The sequence below is a fragment of the Bacillus sp. MT94 genome (assembly GCF_058792475.1).
Genome location: NZ_JBXAEZ010000002.1, coordinates 912,916 through 931,802, shown reverse-complemented (window position 1 = coordinate 931,802; position 18,887 = coordinate 912,916). Strand labels below are relative to the sequence as shown.

Sequence of the window (18,887 nt, the reverse complement as noted above, 5' to 3'; positions counted from 1 at the left end):
AAATAATATCATTATAATAGATAATAGAATACATAGGAGGGGGATGTAAAGTATGAAAGTAGAAACGCTTCCTGTCATTAAAGGAGAAAATAATTTGCCGAATTATGATGAGGCATACGCGAATTTTAACTGGGAAGAGGTTAATAAAAACTTTACTTGGAATGAAACAGGCCGAGTAAATATGGCGTATGAGGCAATTGATAAGCATGCGAAATCCGATCGAAAGAATAAAGTAGCTCTTTATTATCAAGATGGATCGCGAAAAGAGAAATATACATTTAAGGAAATGAAGGATTTTTCTAATAAAGCAGGGAATGTCCTGAAAAATTATGGCGATGTAGAAAAAGGCGATCGCGTTTTTATTTTTATGCCACGTTCTCCAGAGTTATATTTCGCACTTTTAGGTGCAGTGAAATTAGGAGCAATTGTTGGACCGTTATTTGAAGCATTTATGGAAGGTGCGGTTCGCGATCGTTTAGAAGATAGTGAAGCGAAGGTGTTAATTACAACGCCTGAGTTATTAGAGCGTGTACCATTAAATGATTTACCTGCTTTAAAAACAGTTTTCCTTGTTGGAGATAATGTAGAAGAAGGCGGTAAAACGGTAGCGTTCAATCCTTTATTTGAACAAGCTTCAAAAGAATTACATATTGAATGGTTAGGCCGTGAAGATGGTTTAATTCTTCACTATACGTCTGGTTCTACTGGTAAGCCAAAGGGTGTGCTTCATGCGCAAAATGCAATGGTTCAGCATTATCAAACGGCGAAATGGGTATTAGATTTAAAAGAAGATGACGTATATTGGTGCACAGCTGACCCGGGCTGGGTAACGGGAACTGCTTACGGTATTTTCGCACCGTGGTTAGTTGGAGCGTCAAATGTTATTTTAGGTGGACGCTTTAGTCCAGAAGCTTGGTATGAAGCACTGCAAGATTACGGTGTGACGGTTTGGTACAGCGCACCAACAGCGTTCCGTATGTTAATGGGAGCTGGACAAGACGCAATTAAAAAATACGACTTATCACAAGTTCGTCACGTATTAAGCGTTGGTGAGCCGTTAAATCCAGAAGTAATTCGCTGGGGTATGAATGCATTTGGACTTCGTATTCATGATACGTGGTGGATGACAGAAACAGGTGGACAAGTTATTTGTAACTACCCTTGTATGGAAATTCGCCCAGGCTCAATGGGTAAACCAATTCCAGGTGTGAAAGCAGCGATTGTTGATAATGAAGGAAATGAAGTTCCTCCATACACAATGGGTAACTTAGCAATTGCGAAAGGTTGGCCATCTATGATGCGCGGGATCTGGAATAACCAGCAAAAGTATGAATCTTATTTCATGCCGGGAGATTGGTACGTATCAGGTGACTCTGCCTATATGGATGAAGATGGATACTTCTGGTTCCAAGGACGTATTGACGATGTAATTATGACTTCAGGTGAGCGCGTTGGTCCGTTTGAAGTAGAAAGTAAATTAATCGAGCATGCTGCTGTTGCAGAAGCAGGTGTAATTGGTATTCCTGATCCAGTGCGCGGCGAAATTATTAAAGCATTTATCGCACTTCGAGCAGGATACGAACCATCTGATGAATTAAAAGAAGAAATTCGTCAATTTGTAAAGAAAGGCCTAGCAGCTCATGCAGCGCCAAGGCAAATTGAATTTAGAGATAAATTACCGAAAACGAGAAGTGGTAAAATTATGCGCCGCGTATTAAAAGCGTGGGAGTTAAACTTACCAACAGGTGACTTATCAACGATGGAAGATTAAGAGAGGAAGGTCTGAACGAAACAACGTTCAGACCTTTTTTTATGTTATTATTAACTTATATATATAAGTTGAAGGGGGGAGTATGATGAAAACAGAAAAAGAAAAGATGATACTAGGAGAAATGTACATACCGGCTGATCCAGTTTTAGTACAAGAAAGAGAGCAAGCACGTATATTAACGAGAAAATTAAATGATACGCCAGAAGAGCAATTAAAAGAGCGTAGCGAAATCGTAAAAGAATTATTTGGAACGACAGGAGATAATATTCATCTTGAATCTTCTTTTAGATGTGATTACGGTTATAACATTCACGTTGGCGAAAATTTTTACGCGAACTTTGACTGTACAATTTTAGACGTATGCCCGGTAACAATCGGAGTGAACTGTATGTTAGCTCCAGGTGTTCACATTTATACAGCAACACACCCGCTTGATCCAGTAGAGCGCATAAGCGGATCAGAATACGGAAAACCAGTTACAATTGGCGATAACGTATGGATTGGCGGAAGAGCAATTATTAATCCAGGTGTAACAATTGGAGACAATGCGGTGATCGCATCTGGTGCTGTCGTAACGAGAGATGTACCTAATAATGTAGTAGTTGGCGGGAATCCCGCAAAGATTATTAAAAAAATAAAATAATATGTGAACGAAGTGCCTTCCTCGTCTGTATACATTTGTGAAAGAATAGATGAGGGAGGCTTTTTTATGTCTAATAAATTACTTCTTGCGACGTTGTAAAGGATTGACAAGAAGAGAAACCGGACCTCTATTTGACACGCCTATATAAATGATGGTATAAAGAAAAGTATATGAATAATTGAGCGTGGAAAGGGAGAAGTAGTGATCATTTCCCTGTTTTAGAGAGCTGATGGTCGGTGAAAATCAGCACATAGATGATCGCGAATTACGCCCCTAGAGCATCTTTTTTCGATTGAATTGTATTCAAAAGGGAAAAGACGGTGCTAAGCCGTTATGTAAATAAGGTGGTAGGCTTTTTTGCCTGCAACTAGGGTGGTAACGCGATAATCAAAATCGTCCCTTATTTGAAGGGGCGATTTTTTTATGTTTTCAACCTTCACGCCAGTAATGAACTTAAAGGAGAGTATGTAGGATATGGGTATTTTACAAGATCTTGAATTTCGCGGTCTAATTAATCAGCAAACAGATGCTGAGGGCCTTGAGCAATTATTAGAAAAAGAAAGCGTTAAATTATACTGTGGTTTCGATCCGACAGCAGATAGCTTACACATCGGTCATATGTTACCAGTATTAATGTTACGTCGTTTCCAATTAGCTGGTCACCAACCAATCGCACTTGTTGGTGGTGGTACTGGTATGATTGGTGACCCAAGTGGTAAAAAAGCAGAGCGTACATTAAATACGAAAGATACAGTTGCTTACTACACAGAAAGCATTAAAAACCAACTTTCAAACTTCTTAGAGTTCGAAAACGTGGACAACCCAGCAACAATGGCTAACAACTATGACTGGCTTGGTAACTTAGATGTAATTTCATTCTTACGCGATATCGGTAAAAACTTCGGTTTAAACTATATGTTAGCAAAAGATACAGTAGCATCTCGTTTAGAAACTGGTATTTCATTCACTGAGTTCAGTTACATGATTTTACAATCATACGACTTCTTAAACTTATACCAACACCATAATTGCCGTCTGCAAATCGGTGGTAGTGACCAATGGGGTAACATTACAGCTGGTCTTGAATTAATCCGTAAATCAGAGGAAGATGCGAAAGCATTCGGTTTAACAATTCCACTTGTTACTAAATCTGACGGTACGAAGTTTGGTAAAACAGAAGGTGGCGCAATTTGGTTAGACCCAGAGAAAACAACTCCTTACGAGTTCTACCAATTCTGGATTAACACAGATGACCGCGATGTTGTTAAATACTTAAAATACTTCACATTCTTATCTCATGAAGAAATTCTTGAGCTTGAAAAGCAAGTAGCTGAAGCGCCAGAAAAACGTGCAGCACAAAAAGCATTAGGTTCTGAAATGACAAAACTTGTTCACGGCGAAGAAGCATTAGAGCAAGCAATCAAAATTTCAGCTGCACTATTCAGCGGTTCTGTAGCAGAACTAACTGCAAGCGAAATTGAACAAGGATTCAAAGACGTACCATCTGTAGAACGTACTGTAGAAGATACAGTATTAATCGACTTACTTGTAGAAAGCAAAATCTCTCCATCAAAACGTCAAGCACGTGAAGATGTAACGAACGGCGCAATCTACGTAAACGGTGAGCGTACACAAGCGTTAGACTACGTTGTAACAGAAAACGACCGCATCGAAGGTAAATTTACAATCATTCGCCGCGGTAAGAAGAAATATTTCTTAATTCGTTACTAATAAATAAAAAGCTTTGGGGAAATTCCTCAAAGCTTTTTGTTTTAATCTCCTTTTCGAGTTCATACGGAAATCACATGTAAGCGGTATGATAAATGTATAACAACTAGAAAGGAGTGGTAAAACAAAATGTCACTAGAAGCGCTCATTATTTTTTCTTTGCTAAATGCGGGTCAGCTTGCAGAGAATTCGAAGGTTGATATACATAAAGAGCAGAAAGATGCTTATGTATATGTTCAAAAAGAGGAAAATAAATAACTTTATTTTATATATAAACTTCAAAAGCCAATCCATTGGATTGGCTTTTTGTCAGGTTGTTGGAAAAAGAGCGTACATTTTTCTCTTTTAAACATTAGCTAAAATTTGATCATAGCACGAAGTAATAAGTGCTTCCAGATCTTTTAAGTCATTAACGTTATCAATAAAAATTCTACTCACTCCCTGTGATTTTGGGGCTTGCCGGATGCCCTTAAAAAGAACAAGAAGGCAATATTGAGTATCAGTTTAATGGTCATAGAGATGTTAATGGGCATGAACAAGAATACCATTGCAAAGATGGAGATGTGAAGTTTTGTCTTTATGATAAAATAAATCAAAAAGCGTTGTTTTCTATGGACTTCTTTAAAAAGAGGCCTCCAATTATGAAAAGTAAAGAGGATGAAAGGGCAATAAAATTAAATTTATTATATGTTATTGATGATTCGTTGAGAGACAAAAGAATATCCACTTTTTATGTTAAAAAACTTCAGAAGAATGCGCTTGATAAGGAAATGAATTGCATTCATGTAGACCCAAACGTTAAAGTTGATATATTTGAAAATAACATGGCTAACGCATTAAGTCTAAGGAAATCAGAAAAATTTTACGACAACTTAAGCACTCCCGAGATGCCTATTAAACGTAAATATTAGTAAAATAAAATAATATTGAAGCAATACGAGAGCATCTATTTGGTTGCTCTTTTTATTATGTATGGAAGATAGAAGCTGGAAAGTAGAATTAAACAAAAAATCTTTTTTTGAAAAAAAAGAAGGAGTCTACTTTTTTTCTGTAAATAGAAAGGGGCAAGTAATTTTATTTATAGAAAAGGGGTAATTACATGGAAAGTTTATTAGAAGGGTTTTACATGTCTTTATGGACAATAGCTTTTGTCTCATTTTTGGTTTTGACACTTTATTGCTACGGAACTAAACAAAAGGCAGGTATCAAGTTTCGAGAATACATGGATGTAATGGGAAGTTTGTTGACTAGCGGTGGAGGTACAATTACTGTAATTATTTCAGTAGTACAAAATAAAGGTGCTTTATTGATTTATGTTGGTTTAATCGGATTATATGTAGGGGCTTTTAATTCGTTTAAGAAAATGATGGACATGTACGATAAAGTATCAACGGTAAAAGAGGAAGAAGAGGAAAAGGGTTTGTAAGTAAAATAAAAAGCATCCATAACGGGTGCTTTTATTTTGGAAGGATTGAGATAAATGACATGGTGAACATTCTTTATAGGATGTAGCGTTGGTATGACATTAACTGTATTAATCATGAAAGGTGTTATCGAAGCGAACTCATCCATATTAAAAATGAAATGTGCAGGTGATGATAAATTTAAAACTCATATCCAAGGTTATGGGATGTGAATTCGAAGGTTATAAATAAAAAAACAGGCTCATGAAATCTTCAAGAGGGGGAGCATTTGAACTTTTATTAATCTGATAAAATAACAAGTTGATTTTTATGATACAAATGGGCATTAGTATTTAAAAATTCTCTAACTTTCCCGCCATTCATACGAGGTGAACATAGTGAGCATACCGCAATATGTTGTCCGGCTTTTATATCGTCTGGTGAAAGTGTTCCAGCATCGAAAAAAATAGATGGTGAAGGAATTTGTTCTATTCCTTTGCTGTTAATTCCCTTTTTTCCCCAGCGAAGGTTTATAGCATATTTATCTGATATTTCTATATACCGCACACTGTCTACAATACCCTCTATGCAAATAGGGTGTCTGTTTTTCCATTCTAGTTGTTTTATGTAATTGAATGCTTGTATATAACGATTTGGTTCGTAATAAAAATCACTCCACTTTATTCTTTTTCCATGCATTTCAATTTCAATAATAGAGTGTAGTTCGGTTTGTTTTTCTAGAATATTCCGTAACTCAATTATCTTTTTCATGGTTGATAAGTATGAGTTTAAGCTCCCGCTAGAATGATAAGTTCTATCTTTTTTATTCAGTGCCTTGTTTTGATCATTCTTTGGCTTTGTAGTTTGATTTTTCAATTCTTCTAAAGGCTCATGGATCATATTTAAGCGAAATAAAAAAGTTTTATCCTCTACACTTTTTAAAATGTCATCATCGGAATCACGTGCGATAACTTTAATCTGACCGAGTGTATTGTATGAACAGAATTCCTCGTGGTTTATGCCGCCTTTTCGGTAAAAAAGCGCTGGAATATCTACTTCATTTCTCATATGTCTTGTGCGATGCGCCACAGGTATTCTACAAACTCCACATTCTAATTCTTGTTTTAAATGCTTATTTACAGGTTCATCTATTTCTTGCGCTGAAACCTTTTCATTCAAAATTGTCGAGTAAGCTTCTTTCATTGTTACTGCCATTTTCCTCTCCTCCTAATAAAGAAAATTTAACACCATCATAAATTGTATTTATATAGGATATTTTACCATTATCAGCATTCGAAGTGGCTAAGTTTGGAATTTAATATTTGACGTATGAAAGAAATTTGGTATCTGAAGATAATCTGATTTTTATTACGTTATTTTGAAAAGAGGGGGGTTATTTAATTATAAGTAGATTCTTTTTGCGCTTTTTTTAGGGGTATTAATATAACTCAAAGAAAACTTATCCATATTCAAAATGAAAAAGAAGAACGTTAATCCTTATAATAAGGCGTTCTTCTTTTATTTTTTATTCCTCGTCTTCTAAATCGCGTAAGCTATTAAGTAATTCGGTAAAAGACGAACAAACAGGATAAATTGCTTTTTCGATATCTTCTTCTTCGTGTTCCCAAAATACAACAGTTGGTGATTCAGGATTGTTTCGATAGTCAAAACATAAGTGATTTCCAAATGAATCTTTACCAAAAGGATATGTTTTATTTGCTAATCGATCTTTTATATCTTCATAAACTTGAATAATTGAATTTCTACTTTCTAAATCAAAAGTTAAAAGCTTACTAAATACATTTTCATCCCGTCCAGGCACATCAAATATTTTAGGTCTCGGATAACCTCCATCGTATTTCTTTACACATGCAATGAAATCTTCAGGAAATTTAATACCAAAATATTTTTCTGCTTTTTGGATTTCTTCATCTGTAATTGGTGTTTTACTCATAAAGGACCATGTAATATTCTTCATTTTAATACTCCATATTAAAGGAGGGCTGTTTTCAATGCTTCTTCAAGCATTGTATTGAAATCATTATATGTGTTCATCACTGTTCCAGATGGTTTATCAAGTTCTAAATAAGTACTGTCAGATAAGTTTTTACAAAACCACGCAATATTTGAATCTCCAAAGAAAAGATACTCTTTTTGAAATTCATTTTCATACCAAATCTCATTCGTTTCTATAAAGCCGCAAATTTGTTCATCTTTTTCTGTTTCTAGTAAAGAAGAATCGACTCCATAAAGTACCAGCCCATTAAAATCTAAACCATTTACAGTTTTAAGAAACTCTACGTATTCACGCGGTAAATCAATACTAATTTTCTCTTTTGCATGTTCTCTTAATCTCTGAATTTCAGTATCCATTGCGGGTGTATTCAATTTATCATTAAAACTTTTCTCTATTTTTTCAATTTCTAAAACTAGATTTTTCCACATACAAAAACCTCTTTCTAAATTTATTTATTCCCCTTTAGGATAGATGTTGTATTTTGGGATAGGCCAGCTTATGTCTACACTATCTCCTGGTTGCAAGCCTTTAGTTAATGTACGTTGTGTATTAGTTATAACTTTATGATATGGATGATTTTGTATTAAAGTTAAATTTTCAAATGTATTTGTTCCTCCATCGTCTAAGGGGAGGTTATGATGTACCTGCCACCCTTTTGGGTTGTTTCCTCTTTTCATCCTTTCTATATCAGCATCTGTTATCCCCGCTTTTTTGAGTTCTTCCAATTTAACAGGGTCATTTACCAATGCATTAAGAAAATCTTTTCTCACACTTCTATCAAATTCCTTCCGAAGTTGTTCAGCTTCTTCTCTAGTTCTCTTAGAATAAGTAATATCTGCAACTTTGACATCGTCGAGATGTACATCTTTTCCATATAATTTACCAACAAAAGTGTCTCCATCTGTGTTGCTTTTAGTATATTGATAAGGCGATAGTTTATCCTTAGCTGTTTGATAAGTATCAACAAGGCTAGTTTTTAAAGAATTCCCCCCAACACCAGCATAAGCAAAACGGTTTCCGGTGTTCAATTTAAAATTATTTAATGTATACAATGCATCTCTGTATGCAGGGGCAGTAGTTAGAAGCGATTTTCCTTTTGTAAGACTTGTAACAGCTGCTATTTTTCCTACTTGTCCAACTTTATCCAGACCTTTGCTACCAATAAAACCTGTGAGTAGCGAGGTGACCGCATAAGCTGCATAATGTTCTCTACTTTTCATATCCCCATTCCATAATTCATTCATGAATGAATCGGATAGGGCATTCCATGCCACAGGTAGGGTTTCTTTATAATTTACGATTGCATCTTTCATGTTTAACCAGGTCTCTTTATCTCCTAAAGCGACAAATCCGTCCCATGCGTCTACAACCCCATCTACAACCCCAGTAGAAATCCCAGTCCACGCATCATTCAAGTCCTTTTTATTTCTATCCCAAAAGGTCTCTTCTGATTTTGGCGGAATTTTGCTACACATTGCACCTTCTTCTAGTGTAACATCTTGATTATCCGCATTGCGGAATTTTTCAGCAATCCTTTTCAATTCTTCTTCCACATTTGTGATTGCATTGATAGAGGTAAATGCTTTTGGTCTTGCATCATTGAACATTTGGATGAAATTTTGATTAGAAGCACCTATCCATTGATAACATAAATAATCAATTTGATTACATAAGTCGTTATGTATGGATTCTAACGCGTTTCTAGTGTTATTTGCACGGTTTGCAACTTCTTCTAGCATTTCGGGTGTTACTTTGATTTGAACCATATAGCCCCTCCTCTCCCTAAAATTTACCAATGAAATTATACCATATAGGCATTTTTCTGTTACAGGGATTTTGGGTGAAATCTAGTATGGCTCTTTATTATGTATTGGATGTAGAAGGAGCCGGCGATATTAGATAATTCACCTAATAAAAAAGTGAACGAGTGTGAAAAATATTCGTTCACTTTTATTTTACCCTTTATAAATGCAATTCATAATTTCCGTCCGTACTATCGGGCTTTCTAAAAATTTCCTCGAATGGATCAATCTTTTTTGAGAAACCATTTTTTAATGCAAAGTGGTAACCTTCTTCAGTTATAACTTCTTGTAATACTAATCGTTCGAATCCTTTTTCTTTAGCGAATGTTTTAAACCATTCAAGAACAATACTTCCCTTACCTTGATTACTTGGTGTAATGTTTATAGCAGTAATCGCCAAGTATGGATCGGGGAAAAATTCGCTTCTAAGGTTAATGGTGACTTTAGATTTTTTAGAAGAAATATCTAAAGAATACTTAGAAAGGCCTTCTATGAACATTATTTCATCTTGCACTAATTCTTCTAATAACAATTTAAATTTTTGAAAGTCTTGTACATGGAGAGGGATCTTGTTGGATTTTTCTTTCAAAACAAGTAACTCCTTTTACCATCTATTTTGTGTACTTATCCATTTCTATACACACGCCAGCCTTTTTTATTGTGACCCCAAACTAGCCCCAATTACATTCTTTTTTATGCCTTATCTTGCATTATTAAATAAAATAAAAAAAGCCCAGGCTCCTTGATAAACAAGGTTCCTAAGGCTTTTAATAATACTCTTTGCAGAGTACCGAGATTAACGAGAGTAGAACTCTACGATTAATGCTTCGTTGATTTCAGCTGGTAACTCAGCACGCTCAGCGTGACGAGTGTAAGTAGCTTCTAATTTGTCAGCATCGAAAGTTAAGTATTCTGGTACGAAGTTGTTAACTTCGATCGCTTCTTTAACAACAACAAGGCTGTTAGATTTTTCGCGAACGCTGATAGTTTGACCAGGTTTTACACGGTAAGATGGGATATCTACGCGAGCGCCATCAACCATGATGTGACCGTGGTTTACTAATTGGCGAGCTGCACGACGAGTGCGAGCTAAGCCCATACGGTAAACTAAGTTGTCAAGACGAGCTTCAAGAAGGATCATGAAGTTTTCGCCGTGCTTACCAGGCATTTTACCTGCTTGGTCAAATGTGCGACGGAATTGACGCTCAGTCATGCCGTACATGTGACGAAGTTTTTGTTTCTCTTGTAATTGTAAACCGTATTCTGAAAGTTTCTTACGTTGGTTAGGACCGTGAGGACCTGGTGCGTAAGGGCGTTTTTCTAATTCTTTTCCTGTGCCGCTTAGAGAGATTCCAAGACGACGAGACAGTTTCCAAGCTGGACCTGTATAACGAGCCATAGTTGACTCCTCCTTTAAAAATGTTTTTATTTACGTAAAATAAAAACAGACGTAATCGATATTTACGGGCATTTTGTTTTCATGTACCTTCGCTCCAGCAGCAGGGAGTTACGAGATACACCTCCGTAGAGGAACAAAATACAAACGATAAACTCACATTACAAGGCTGCCTTTTTATTTTACACAAACGCTATTATATCTTTTACCCAGAGTTTCGTCAAGCGAGTACGTTTTTGTTTTATGCATATAAATTTTGGAAATTAATATAAGAAGGAATTTAAAACAATATAAAAGAAGAGATAGAAACACAAATAAAACGCTTACATAAAATGTAGTAAAAACGTTCATCAGTTTTTTACTGGTGAATATGCGGTAATAAAAACATAAAGGGGATGTTTTTATGAAAAAGAAGCATATGGAGACAGCGTTAATTCATCACGGTTATACACCTGAGGAACATAAAGGAAGTTTAACACCACCTTTATTTCAAACCTCTACGTTTACATTTGAGACTGCGCAGCAAGGAGAGGCGAGTTTTGCGGGAGTGGATCCATCTTATATTTACTCAAGGCTTGGAAATCCGACTGTGAAATTATTTGAAGAACGTATGGCGGTGTTAGAAGGAGGAGAAGAAGCACTTGCCTTCGGATCTGGTATGTCAGCTATTTCAGCAACTTTAATCGGTTTTTTAAAGGCTGGAGATCATATTATTTGTTCAAATGGATTATATGGGTGTACGTACGGTTTTTTAGAAGTGTTAGAAGAAAAATTTATGATTACGCATTCGTTTTGTGAGATGGAGACAGAGGTTGATATTGAAAATAAAATTCGTCCAAATACAAAGCTTATTTTCGTTGAAACACCGATTAATCCAACAATGAAATTAATCGATTTAAAACAAGTTATTCAGGTTGCGAAGCAAAATGGTTTACTTGTCATTGTTGATAATACGTTTTGTTCACCTTATTTACAAAGACCGCTTGAGCTTGGCTGTGACGCTGTTGTGCATAGTGCGACAAAATATATTGGTGGCCATGGTGACGTTGTAGCGGGTGTAACAATTTGTAAAACGAAAGCGTTAGCTGAAAAGATTCGCCCGATGCGAAAAGATATCGGCGGCATTATGGCGCCGTTTGATGCATGGTTATTATTACGCGGGTTAAAGACGTTAGCGGTAAGAATGGATCGTCATTGTGATAATGCAGAAAAAATTGTATCGTTCTTAAGAAAACATGATGCGGTAGAAGGTGTTTGGTATCCAGAAGGGGAGTTAGCATCTCGTCAAATGAAGCGCGGGGGCGGTGTTATTTCTTTTTCAGTAAAAGGCGGAAAAGAAGAGACGCAAGCATTTATTAATGACCTCCACTTTATTACAATTGCGGTGAGTTTAGGAGATACAGAAACGTTAATTCAGCATCCAGCAACGATGACGCACGCTGCGATTCCAGCTGAACTAAGAAAAGAAATGGGCATTTTCGATAATTTAATACGCTTATCGGTCGGTTTAGAATCTTGGGAGGATATCGTTTCTGATTTAGAGCAAGCATTAAAGAAAATATCTACTGTTAATCAATAAAAAAAGAGTGAGCTATCGGTTTTGTACAGGACGTACTAAATCGATAACTCGCTCTTTTCTTTTTACATATGTTTTAGGAGTGTTTCCACAAACTTTTCTAAATAGCGCTGATCTACTTCATCAAAACGATTCTTTTCAGGACTATCAATGTCAAGTACACCAATGACAGCTCCTTCTTTCACAATCGGTACAACGATTTCTGAATTAGAAGCACTATCGCAAGCGATGTGACCTGGGAATTGGTGAACGTCCGCTACAAGCTGAGTTGTTTTCGTTTCAGCTGCTACGCCGCAAACGCCTCGTCCAAATGGAATGCGTACGCAAGCAGGCATTCCTTGGAACGGTCCAAGGACAAGCTGATTTCCTTCTGTTACGTAAAAGCCAACCCAATTAACGCGATCTAAAAATTGGTTTAATAATGCGGACGCATTTGATAAGTTTGCGACTACGTTTGATTCGCCAGTTAATAACGCATCCAGTTGTTTAATTACTGTCTCATATTGCTGCACACGAGATCCTGCATAACTTTCTTTAGTAAACATGGAAACAGCTCCTTTTTTATCGAGATGTGTAAAATATTAGCAAAATACGATGTATTTCACATGACTTTGTCGATAGAAAATTAAAGGAATTTGTCTTAAAAGTCAAGAAATTTAAACTATAGCTGTTCATTGAGAGGAAGTGAGCGCATGAAGCAGACGAAACAAAAAGTAATTGATGCGGCAATATCGTTGTTTAATACGAAAGGTTATGATGGAACGTCGGTGCGAGACATTGCAAAGCGAGCGGATGTGAATGTAGCGAATATTTCATATTATTTTGCTGGGAAGCAAGGTTTATTAGAACAGCTTATTACTGATTTTTTAGAAGGGTATATTCATGTGATTGAAATTTCGTTTGAACAGAGAGAGTATTTGTCGGCTAAAGATGTGATGGTGCAAATGGTGCGTGGGATGTTACGATATCAATTTGAAAATAGAGAACTAACACGTTTCTTCTACCGAGAGCTTTCGCTTGATACGACATTAATTCGTGAAGTGATGACCGTTTATTTTTCTAAAGAAAGATATTATATAGAGCAAATTATTAGACAAGGACAAATGAAACAAGAATTTCAGAAAGTATCATTTACAATGTTTATGACGCAATTAAAAGGCATGATAAATATGCCGTTTTTATATCCACAATATATATCAGAAGTACTGCATTCTTTCCCGTCCGAGACATTTTTCATAGAAATGTACACGAAAGAGATTGAGCAATGGATGGAACAAGCATTATGTAAAGTGAATATGTACCATGAATGGCCAAGAGCTGTTCATATGTGAAGAATCCCCACCTAACGAACTGAGGTGGGGATTCTTATGTTTACTTTTCTTTGCCATAAATTGTTACATAATAGCGCGATAATTGTTAATGCAGCTCCAGCAATTTCAATTTTATCGACTGTATAACCTCGAAACATAGAACCAATCAGTGCAAGGATAGGAACTAAATTCATAAATAATATGCCGTTAATAGATGAAATATAGCGATTTCCCATATTCCAGCAAAATACAGCGATAACCCCTGCGATAATCGACATATAAAAGAGCTCAAAACGAACACTCACAACTGTACGCAGTGACGGCATAGTAACTATATTTGTATACGTTAAGAAAGTAACAATAACGATGAGTGAAATGGAGCCAAATAAACAAGTTAATGTCGTATATCGAAGTGGTGACCAAGATTGAAAACGAGCACCCCCGTTTGTATAAATGACCCAGCAAGTAACGCCGCATAGCATCAATATATTTGTCGATAAGTGGCTTGCAGCTCCAAATAATAAGTGAATATTTCCTTTTGAAATGACGAGCATAACACCGAGTAATGCAACGAACATACAAAGGAATGTGTAGTTTTGTGGGCACTTGTTTTTTGTTATCCATTGTAATGATAAGGCAATTAGTGGCATGAGAGACTGAATCATCGCTGCATGGATTGCTCCAGAAGGCCCGGCAAGTTGTTGTCCGTAGAAAACGAGAAAACCATATCCTGCGAAACCGACTGTCCCGTAAAAGAACAGAGAAAGTGTTCTTTTTTCTAAGCGGAGTGAAGTCTTCCCTTCAGTAATTAATAGCAAAATAAGAAAAATAATAGCTGCTGATCCATAGCGAATCGTTGTGAAGAAGAACGGATCGATAAATTGCAGGGCATTTGCCATTACAGGAAACATAAATCCCCAGGCAGTGACGGCGAGTAAGCATAGAAAGGATCCGAGTAGCATTTGTTTTTTGTTCAAGAGTATCTTTCCCCTTTACATTTCGTTATAGTAAGTTGATGAAATAAGTATAAAGAGTAATTGTTTATAGGAGGAAATATCGATTTCTTATAACGGTTATAACTTTTTGTTAGAGGTGTGTACGATGGATTTGGAGGCAGTACGATCTTTTATCGAAGTGAAGCATACGCGAAGTTTATCAAAGGCAAGTAAGATTTTACATATATCTCAACCAGCGCTTAGTAAGCAAATTCAAAAGTTAGAAGCGGATTTAGAGGTTACTTTACTTAAGCGTTCTGCGCAAGGAGTGGAGTTAACGGAGGCAGGAGAGTTATTTATAAAAAGAATGCTACCGATTTTGGAACAAATAAATGAAGTGAAAACAGAAATGAGGGGGTATCAAGAGAACCGAAAGTTTTCAATTGGTATACTACCGAGTTTAGCAGAGCATTACATATTAGAGTGTAAAGATGTATTAGGTGATGAGTTCGAAGTAGAGTGGCAAATCGGACATACGGAAGTATTAAGAGATTTATTTAAAGCGCGGGAGATCGACGCGATGTTCATCGATTCAGTAGTAGAAGGTGCTACGTATATAAAAGAAGTGCAACAAGAGAAAATTGTTTGTGTCATTTCAAATAATCATCCGTATAAAGAGAAGAAAGTCATTCAAATAGAAGAGCTGCAAAATGAAAAATTAATTGTATATCCAGAAATATGCGATGTAAGGAAAATGATTATGAACATGTTTCATGAGAAAGGTGTAAAACCAACTATAGCTGTGGAAACATCTTACGCAGAACCGATGCTTGCAATGGTAAAAGCTGGCCTTGGCATCACTTTACTTCCAGAAAGGGCAGTAGAGCAGTCTGTAAGGCAGGGAAATGTACATGGAATTTCTGTTGAACCACCACTCATGCGGAAAATTTATTTCGTATCTCATACGAAAGATTGTTTGTTATTACAATCATTTGAGGATAGGTAGTGAGGTAGGCGGAATATTGAGAAAGATTACAATCGCATTGAAAGAAACATGAAATTTTAAAAAAAACTAGGTCAAAAACAAGCCATTACATGGTATGATTAGTACATTGTTAGTTGTTAAATATAGGGGAATTCCCTTTTTATACATAATGCCTTCCATTTCATAAACGGAACGGACAAAAAAAGAGATATAACTAGGAGGCTTTTTTGCATGGATTCTATCCTGACGATCGTTATCATTGTAGTAAGCTCTATTCTAGTGCTGCTCATGATAGAGCTTGTGATAAGAAATCGTTCATATAAAGATATTGAAGCACTGGAGCAGTGGAAACAAGAGATAAAAGATAAACCTGTGGCAGATGAACTAAAACGGGTAAAAGATTTAAACATGACGGGTCAAACAGAAGAACTGTTTGGTAAATGGCGTGAAGAATGGGATGAAATTGTATCAACAACCCTTCCGAAAGCTGACAAAGATTTAGCGCAAGCGCGAAAATTCGCCTCGCAATTCTCCTTCCGAAAAGCAAAGCATGCGATGAACGAATCCATAAGTGGTTTAGATGACGCTGATAATCGTATTACAGGTGTTTTAAATGAATTACAGCAATTGTTAGAAAGCCATGAGAAAAATAGCTCGGAAATTGAAGGGTTACGTGATACATATCGTAGTATGAAAAAGAGTGTTCTTGCTCATAGACATATGTATGGTGCAGCAGAGCAGAAAATCGAAGAGATGCTAGACGCTGAATCTAATAAATTTAAAAGTTTTGAAGAAGCAACAGATAATGGTGACTACTTAAAAGCGAGAGAAATTGTTATTAGTTTAGAAGAAGGTTTAGCTGGTTTAGAAATCATTATTCACCAAATTCCAGATTTATTAGTAGAGTGTCAAGCGACGCTACCAGTTCAACTGGAAGATTTATTACAGGGTCATAATGATATGGTAAGACAAGGTTATGTATTAGAGTATTTGGAAGTCCCTAAAGAAGTTCGTGATATGACGACACAACTAAACACATGTTTAATGGATATACAGGAGCTTCATATAACAGAAGCGGCTGAAAAAGTGGAAGACTTAAAAACTCGTTTAGATGGTTTCTATGATCAACTTGAGCAAGAGGTGCATGCGAGACATTATGTGGAGCAAAAAACACTTTCTGTTTATGAAGACTTAGAAGAAATACGTATCGAAACGATTGAAACGAAAACAGAAACACAACTTGTGAAACAAAGCTATCAATTGCAAGATAAGGATATTGAATCTCAAAAAGTAATTGAAAAGCAAATGCACATTTTAACGAAACGTTTTGAAATGCTACAATTACGCGTTGCTGAACAAGATATTGCCTTCTCTATTATTCGTGAGGAACTAGAAGAGGTTTATGAGCAATGTGAAACATTAAAAGTACTTCATGCAGAATATAAAGAAATGCTGCAAACGATGCGTAAAGAAGAATTTGAAGCGCGTGAGAAGTTACAAGAAATGCGAAATACTATTTTCGAAACGAAACGCTTTATGCAAAAGTCGAATTTGCCAGGTCTTCCAGAGAGTATTATGGAAGATTTAAAAAGAGGGCAAATGGCAATGCAAGCTGTATATGAACAATTAGAAGTGAAGCCGTTAAATATGAACGCTGTAAATAGCAGTTTAGAAGAAGCATACACAACTGTGAACGGTGTAGCTGAAATGACAGAAGAGTTAATTGGACAAGCGTATTTAGTTGAAAAATTAATTCAATACGGTAACCGTTACCGCAGTCATGATGAAAGCCTTGCAGAAAGCTTAAATTATGCGGAGAAATTATTCCGTGAATATCAATACGATGCAGCTTTAGAACAAGCAGCTTCTGTACTAGAGCAACTTGAACCTGGTGTTGTTCAAAAAATAGCTGAATATGTAGACAATGAACAAACCCTTTCATAAAAGGGTTTGTTTTTTTGTGTAATTTTGCAGGCGATGTTGCTATAATGAATAGCGGAATACAGTAAGGTTATTCGTTTCAAAATAAAGTGAAACTGTAATCAGTGGGGGTATCTCACTAATTATTATTATTCACTAATCGGGATAAAACGGAACCTTTGCGTAGTCTTAGCGTAATGACACGTATTTATGATATGATTATATGATGTGATAGCGCTGAAAGGGGAAGAACGATGATCTATTTTGATAATAGTGCGACGACGAAGCCATATCCAGAAGCTCTTCAATCGTACGTGACGGTTGCTGGGAAATATTTTGGTAATCCTTCTTCTATTCATTCGCTTGGAGGAGAGGCAGAGCGTCTATTAACACAATCAAGAACGATTGCAGCGCAGCTTCTTCACGTTAAACCTTCTGAAATTATTTTCACATCAGGTGGAACGGAAGGGAACAACCTTGCGATTAAAGGGATAGCGATGAGGAATCGTTCGCGCGGCAAACATATCATTACAACAAATATTGAACACGCGTCTGTGTTTGAGGCATATAAGCAATTAGAAGAACTCGGATATGATGTAACATATTTACCGGTTAACGAGCATGGTGTTGTATCGGTAGAGGATGTAAAACGAGCACTTCGTGAAGATACGATTCTTGTATCAATTATTCATGTGAACAACGAAACTGGAGCAATTCAGCCCGTTGCTGAAATTGGAACGTTATTATCGAATCATCCGAAAATAAGATTCCATGTAGATCATGTACAAGGGATAGGAAAAGTACCGCTTGATTTATATGCTTCTCATATTGATCTTTGCTCAATATCTGGACATAAATTCCACAGTGTAAAAGGAACGGGTCTTCTTTATATACGTGATGGCGTAAGATTAGATCCGATTTTATCAGGTGGTCAACAAGAGCTTAAGTATCGCTCTGGTACAGAGAATTTACCTGGCATTGTAGCAATGGTGAAAGCACTTCGCATGACAATGGAACAAGTGAAAGAAAAGGTAGCTCATTTGCAAAGTTTACAAGCAGAGCTTGTCAGCTTCTTTAAAGAGATGGAAGATGTGACGATTAATACATCGCTTGCATATGCAGCACCGCACATTTTAAATGTATCATTTGTTGGTTTAAAACCAGAAGTAGTCGTTCATGCTTTAGAAGAGCACGGTGTATATGTATCGACGAAGTCTGCTTGTTCTTCAAAAGCAAATGAAGTGAGCAGAGTGTTAGTGTCAATGGGAGTGCCGCATGCAGCAGCTGCAAGTGCTATTCGTATTAGTTTGGCACCAGACAACACGATGGAAGAAGTAAAACAATTTGAAGGTATTGTGAAAGAGACGATGCCAAAATTATATGAAGTGATGAGGTAAAGAA

General features: G+C 36.4%; 20 protein-coding genes, 1 pseudogene and 1 other annotated feature. Of the genes and pseudogenes, 12 read left to right on the top strand and 9 right to left on the bottom strand.

Features of this window, described 5'->3' with window-relative positions; translation table 11 throughout:
• The first annotated feature begins 52 nt into the window (after positions 1–52).
• The 4 genes from acsA to AC1Q51_RS10555 all read left to right on the top strand — a co-directional run bounded on the left by acsA (position 53) and on the right by AC1Q51_RS10555 (position 4,400).
• A complete protein-coding gene (acsA, locus tag AC1Q51_RS10570) occupies positions 53–1,771 on the top strand; it encodes an acetate--CoA ligase (RefSeq protein ID WP_000862049.1) in 1,719 nt (572 codons plus the stop codon).
• Positions 1,772–1,853: 82 nt separating this feature from the next.
• Positions 1,854–2,414: a maltose acetyltransferase domain-containing protein gene (locus AC1Q51_RS10565; protein ID WP_075718471.1), complete on the top strand. Its 561-nt coding sequence runs from the start codon at positions 1,854–1,856 to the stop codon at positions 2,412–2,414.
• Positions 2,415–2,590: 176 nt separating this feature from the next.
• Positions 2,591–2,818 (top strand) — a binding site (T-box leader).
• A 70-nt stretch (positions 2,819–2,888) separates the two neighbouring features.
• Positions 2,889–4,145 carry a tyrosine--tRNA ligase gene (gene tyrS, locus AC1Q51_RS10560; protein WP_090976888.1) on the top strand — a complete coding sequence of 419 codons (1,257 nt, stop codon included), beginning with the start codon at positions 2,889–2,891 and terminating at the stop codon, positions 4,143–4,145.
• 126 nt (positions 4,146–4,271) lie between these two features.
• The gene (locus AC1Q51_RS10555; protein ID WP_000050940.1) at positions 4,272–4,400 is read left to right on the top strand and encodes a hypothetical protein; all 129 of its coding nucleotides are present in this window, start codon (positions 4,272–4,274) and stop codon (positions 4,398–4,400) included.
• An 87-nt stretch (positions 4,401–4,487) separates the two neighbouring features.
• Here the strand turns inward: AC1Q51_RS10555 and AC1Q51_RS10550 are convergent.
• Positions 4,488–4,607 (bottom strand): annotated as a pseudogene (locus tag AC1Q51_RS10550) (type I restriction endonuclease); the annotation flags it as partial.
• Positions 4,608–4,783: 176 nt separating this feature from the next.
• Between AC1Q51_RS10550 and AC1Q51_RS10545 the strand changes: the two are divergent.
• The 3 genes from AC1Q51_RS10545 (at position 4,784) to AC1Q51_RS10535 (ending at position 5,568) form a co-directional block, all read left to right on the top strand.
• Positions 4,784–5,053: a hypothetical protein gene (locus tag AC1Q51_RS10545; RefSeq protein ID WP_090976890.1), complete on the top strand. Its 270-nt coding sequence runs from the start codon at positions 4,784–4,786 to the stop codon at positions 5,051–5,053.
• A 61-nt stretch (positions 5,054–5,114) separates the two neighbouring features.
• Positions 5,115–5,237, top strand: a complete 123-nt coding sequence (locus AC1Q51_RS10540; protein WP_258375778.1) for a hypothetical protein — start codon at positions 5,115–5,117, stop codon at positions 5,235–5,237.
• A 4-nt stretch (positions 5,238–5,241) separates the two neighbouring features.
• The gene (locus tag AC1Q51_RS10535) at positions 5,242–5,568 is read left to right on the top strand and encodes a hypothetical protein (RefSeq protein WP_090976892.1); all 327 of its coding nucleotides are present in this window, start codon (positions 5,242–5,244) and stop codon (positions 5,566–5,568) included.
• 277 nt (positions 5,569–5,845) lie between these two features.
• Here AC1Q51_RS10535 and AC1Q51_RS10530 read toward each other — a convergent pair whose 3' ends face one another.
• The 6 genes from AC1Q51_RS10530 to rpsD all read right to left on the bottom strand — a co-directional run bounded on the left by AC1Q51_RS10530 (position 5,846) and on the right by rpsD (position 10,763).
• Entirely contained in the window at positions 5,846–6,760 is a 915-nt protein-coding gene (locus AC1Q51_RS10530; RefSeq protein ID WP_098236704.1) for a hypothetical protein, read from the bottom strand.
• Between the two features lie 310 nt (positions 6,761–7,070).
• Entirely contained in the window at positions 7,071–7,523 is a 453-nt protein-coding gene (locus tag AC1Q51_RS10525; RefSeq protein ID WP_090976896.1) for an SMI1/KNR4 family protein, read from the bottom strand.
• Positions 7,524–7,537: 14 nt separating this feature from the next.
• The gene (locus AC1Q51_RS10520) at positions 7,538–7,990 is read right to left on the bottom strand and encodes a YrhA family protein (protein ID WP_492331487.1); all 453 of its coding nucleotides are present in this window, start codon (positions 7,988–7,990) and stop codon (positions 7,538–7,540) included.
• Between the two features lie 24 nt (positions 7,991–8,014).
• On the bottom strand, positions 8,015–9,328 hold the full coding sequence (locus AC1Q51_RS10515; protein WP_255288284.1) for a WXG100 family type VII secretion target: 1,314 nt from the start codon (positions 9,326–9,328) through the stop codon (positions 8,015–8,017).
• Between the two features lie 196 nt (positions 9,329–9,524).
• Positions 9,525–9,953 carry a GNAT family N-acetyltransferase gene (locus tag AC1Q51_RS10510; RefSeq protein WP_098250727.1) on the bottom strand — a complete coding sequence of 143 codons (429 nt, stop codon included), beginning with the start codon at positions 9,951–9,953 and terminating at the stop codon, positions 9,525–9,527.
• A 207-nt stretch (positions 9,954–10,160) separates the two neighbouring features.
• Positions 10,161–10,763 (bottom strand): 30S ribosomal protein S4, encoded by a 603-nt coding sequence (rpsD, locus tag AC1Q51_RS10505; protein WP_000135315.1) that lies wholly within the window; start codon positions 10,761–10,763, stop codon positions 10,161–10,163.
• A gap of 400 nt (positions 10,764–11,163) precedes the next feature.
• Between rpsD and megL the strand changes: the two genes are divergently transcribed.
• Complete coding sequence (gene megL, locus AC1Q51_RS10500; RefSeq protein ID WP_098211551.1) at positions 11,164–12,339, top strand: methionine gamma-lyase; 1,176 nt, start codon at positions 11,164–11,166, stop codon at positions 12,337–12,339.
• A gap of 62 nt (positions 12,340–12,401) precedes the next feature.
• On the opposite strand, the gene AC1Q51_RS10495 is transcribed toward megL, so the two are convergent.
• Entirely contained in the window at positions 12,402–12,881 is a 480-nt protein-coding gene (locus AC1Q51_RS10495; RefSeq protein WP_000494340.1) for a GAF domain-containing protein, read from the bottom strand.
• A gap of 147 nt (positions 12,882–13,028) precedes the next feature.
• Between AC1Q51_RS10495 and refZ the strand changes: the two genes are divergently transcribed.
• Positions 13,029–13,667 carry a forespore capture DNA-binding protein RefZ gene (gene refZ, locus AC1Q51_RS10490; RefSeq protein ID WP_075718479.1) on the top strand — a complete coding sequence of 213 codons (639 nt, stop codon included), beginning with the start codon at positions 13,029–13,031 and terminating at the stop codon, positions 13,665–13,667.
• 11 nt (positions 13,668–13,678) lie between these two features.
• Here refZ and AC1Q51_RS10485 read toward each other — a convergent pair whose 3' ends face one another.
• On the bottom strand, positions 13,679–14,623 hold the full coding sequence (locus tag AC1Q51_RS10485) for a DMT family transporter (RefSeq protein WP_098447193.1): 945 nt from the start codon (positions 14,621–14,623) through the stop codon (positions 13,679–13,681).
• 124 nt (positions 14,624–14,747) lie between these two features.
• On the opposite strand from AC1Q51_RS10485, the gene AC1Q51_RS10480 reads away from it, so the two are divergent.
• From AC1Q51_RS10480 to AC1Q51_RS10470, 3 genes are all read left to right on the top strand, one after another.
• On the top strand, positions 14,748–15,587 hold the full coding sequence (locus tag AC1Q51_RS10480; protein WP_090976905.1) for a LysR family transcriptional regulator: 840 nt from the start codon (positions 14,748–14,750) through the stop codon (positions 15,585–15,587).
• Between the two features lie 210 nt (positions 15,588–15,797).
• The gene (gene ezrA, locus AC1Q51_RS10475) at positions 15,798–17,510 is read left to right on the top strand and encodes a septation ring formation regulator EzrA (protein WP_000377315.1); all 1,713 of its coding nucleotides are present in this window, start codon (positions 15,798–15,800) and stop codon (positions 17,508–17,510) included.
• Positions 17,511–17,740: 230 nt separating this feature from the next.
• A complete protein-coding gene (locus tag AC1Q51_RS10470) occupies positions 17,741–18,883 on the top strand; it encodes a cysteine desulfurase family protein (RefSeq protein ID WP_000638982.1) in 1,143 nt (380 codons plus the stop codon).
• The last annotated feature ends 4 nt before the right edge of the window (positions 18,884–18,887 follow it).

Excerpts from the sequence above, each read along its gene's own strand:
- acsA (WP_000862049.1), top strand. The coding sequence starts at position 53 with ATGAAAGTAGAAACGCTTCCTGTCATTAAAGGAGAAAATAATTTGCCG.
- AC1Q51_RS10565 (WP_075718471.1), top strand. The coding sequence starts at position 1,854 with ATGATGAAAACAGAAAAAGAAAAGATGATACTAGGAGAAATGTACATA.
- tyrS (WP_090976888.1), top strand. The coding sequence starts at position 2,889 with ATGGGTATTTTACAAGATCTTGAATTTCGCGGTCTAATTAATCAGCAA.
- AC1Q51_RS10555 (WP_000050940.1), top strand. The coding sequence starts at position 4,272 with ATGTCACTAGAAGCGCTCATTATTTTTTCTTTGCTAAATGCGGGTCAG.
- AC1Q51_RS10545 (WP_090976890.1), top strand. The coding sequence starts at position 4,784 with ATGAAAAGTAAAGAGGATGAAAGGGCAATAAAATTAAATTTATTATAT.
- AC1Q51_RS10540 (WP_258375778.1), top strand. The coding sequence starts at position 5,115 with ATGGAAGATAGAAGCTGGAAAGTAGAATTAAACAAAAAATCTTTTTTT.
- AC1Q51_RS10535 (WP_090976892.1), top strand. The coding sequence starts at position 5,242 with ATGGAAAGTTTATTAGAAGGGTTTTACATGTCTTTATGGACAATAGCT.
- AC1Q51_RS10530 (WP_098236704.1), bottom strand. The coding sequence starts at position 6,760 with ATGGCAGTAACAATGAAAGAAGCTTACTCGACAATTTTGAATGAAAAG.
- AC1Q51_RS10525 (WP_090976896.1), bottom strand. The coding sequence starts at position 7,523 with ATGAAGAATATTACATGGTCCTTTATGAGTAAAACACCAATTACAGAT.
- AC1Q51_RS10520 (WP_492331487.1), bottom strand. The coding sequence starts at position 7,990 with ATGTGGAAAAATCTAGTTTTAGAAATTGAAAAAATAGAGAAAAGTTTT.
- AC1Q51_RS10515 (WP_255288284.1), bottom strand. The coding sequence starts at position 9,328 with ATGGTTCAAATCAAAGTAACACCCGAAATGCTAGAAGAAGTTGCAAAC.
- rpsD (WP_000135315.1), bottom strand. The coding sequence starts at position 10,763 with ATGGCTCGTTATACAGGTCCAGCTTGGAAACTGTCTCGTCGTCTTGGA.
- megL (WP_098211551.1), top strand. The coding sequence starts at position 11,164 with ATGAAAAAGAAGCATATGGAGACAGCGTTAATTCATCACGGTTATACA.
- AC1Q51_RS10495 (WP_000494340.1), bottom strand. The coding sequence starts at position 12,881 with ATGTTTACTAAAGAAAGTTATGCAGGATCTCGTGTGCAGCAATATGAG.
- refZ (WP_075718479.1), top strand. The coding sequence starts at position 13,029 with ATGAAGCAGACGAAACAAAAAGTAATTGATGCGGCAATATCGTTGTTT.
- AC1Q51_RS10480 (WP_090976905.1), top strand. The coding sequence starts at position 14,748 with ATGGATTTGGAGGCAGTACGATCTTTTATCGAAGTGAAGCATACGCGA.
- ezrA (WP_000377315.1), top strand. The coding sequence starts at position 15,798 with ATGGATTCTATCCTGACGATCGTTATCATTGTAGTAAGCTCTATTCTA.
- AC1Q51_RS10470 (WP_000638982.1), top strand. The coding sequence starts at position 17,741 with ATGATCTATTTTGATAATAGTGCGACGACGAAGCCATATCCAGAAGCT.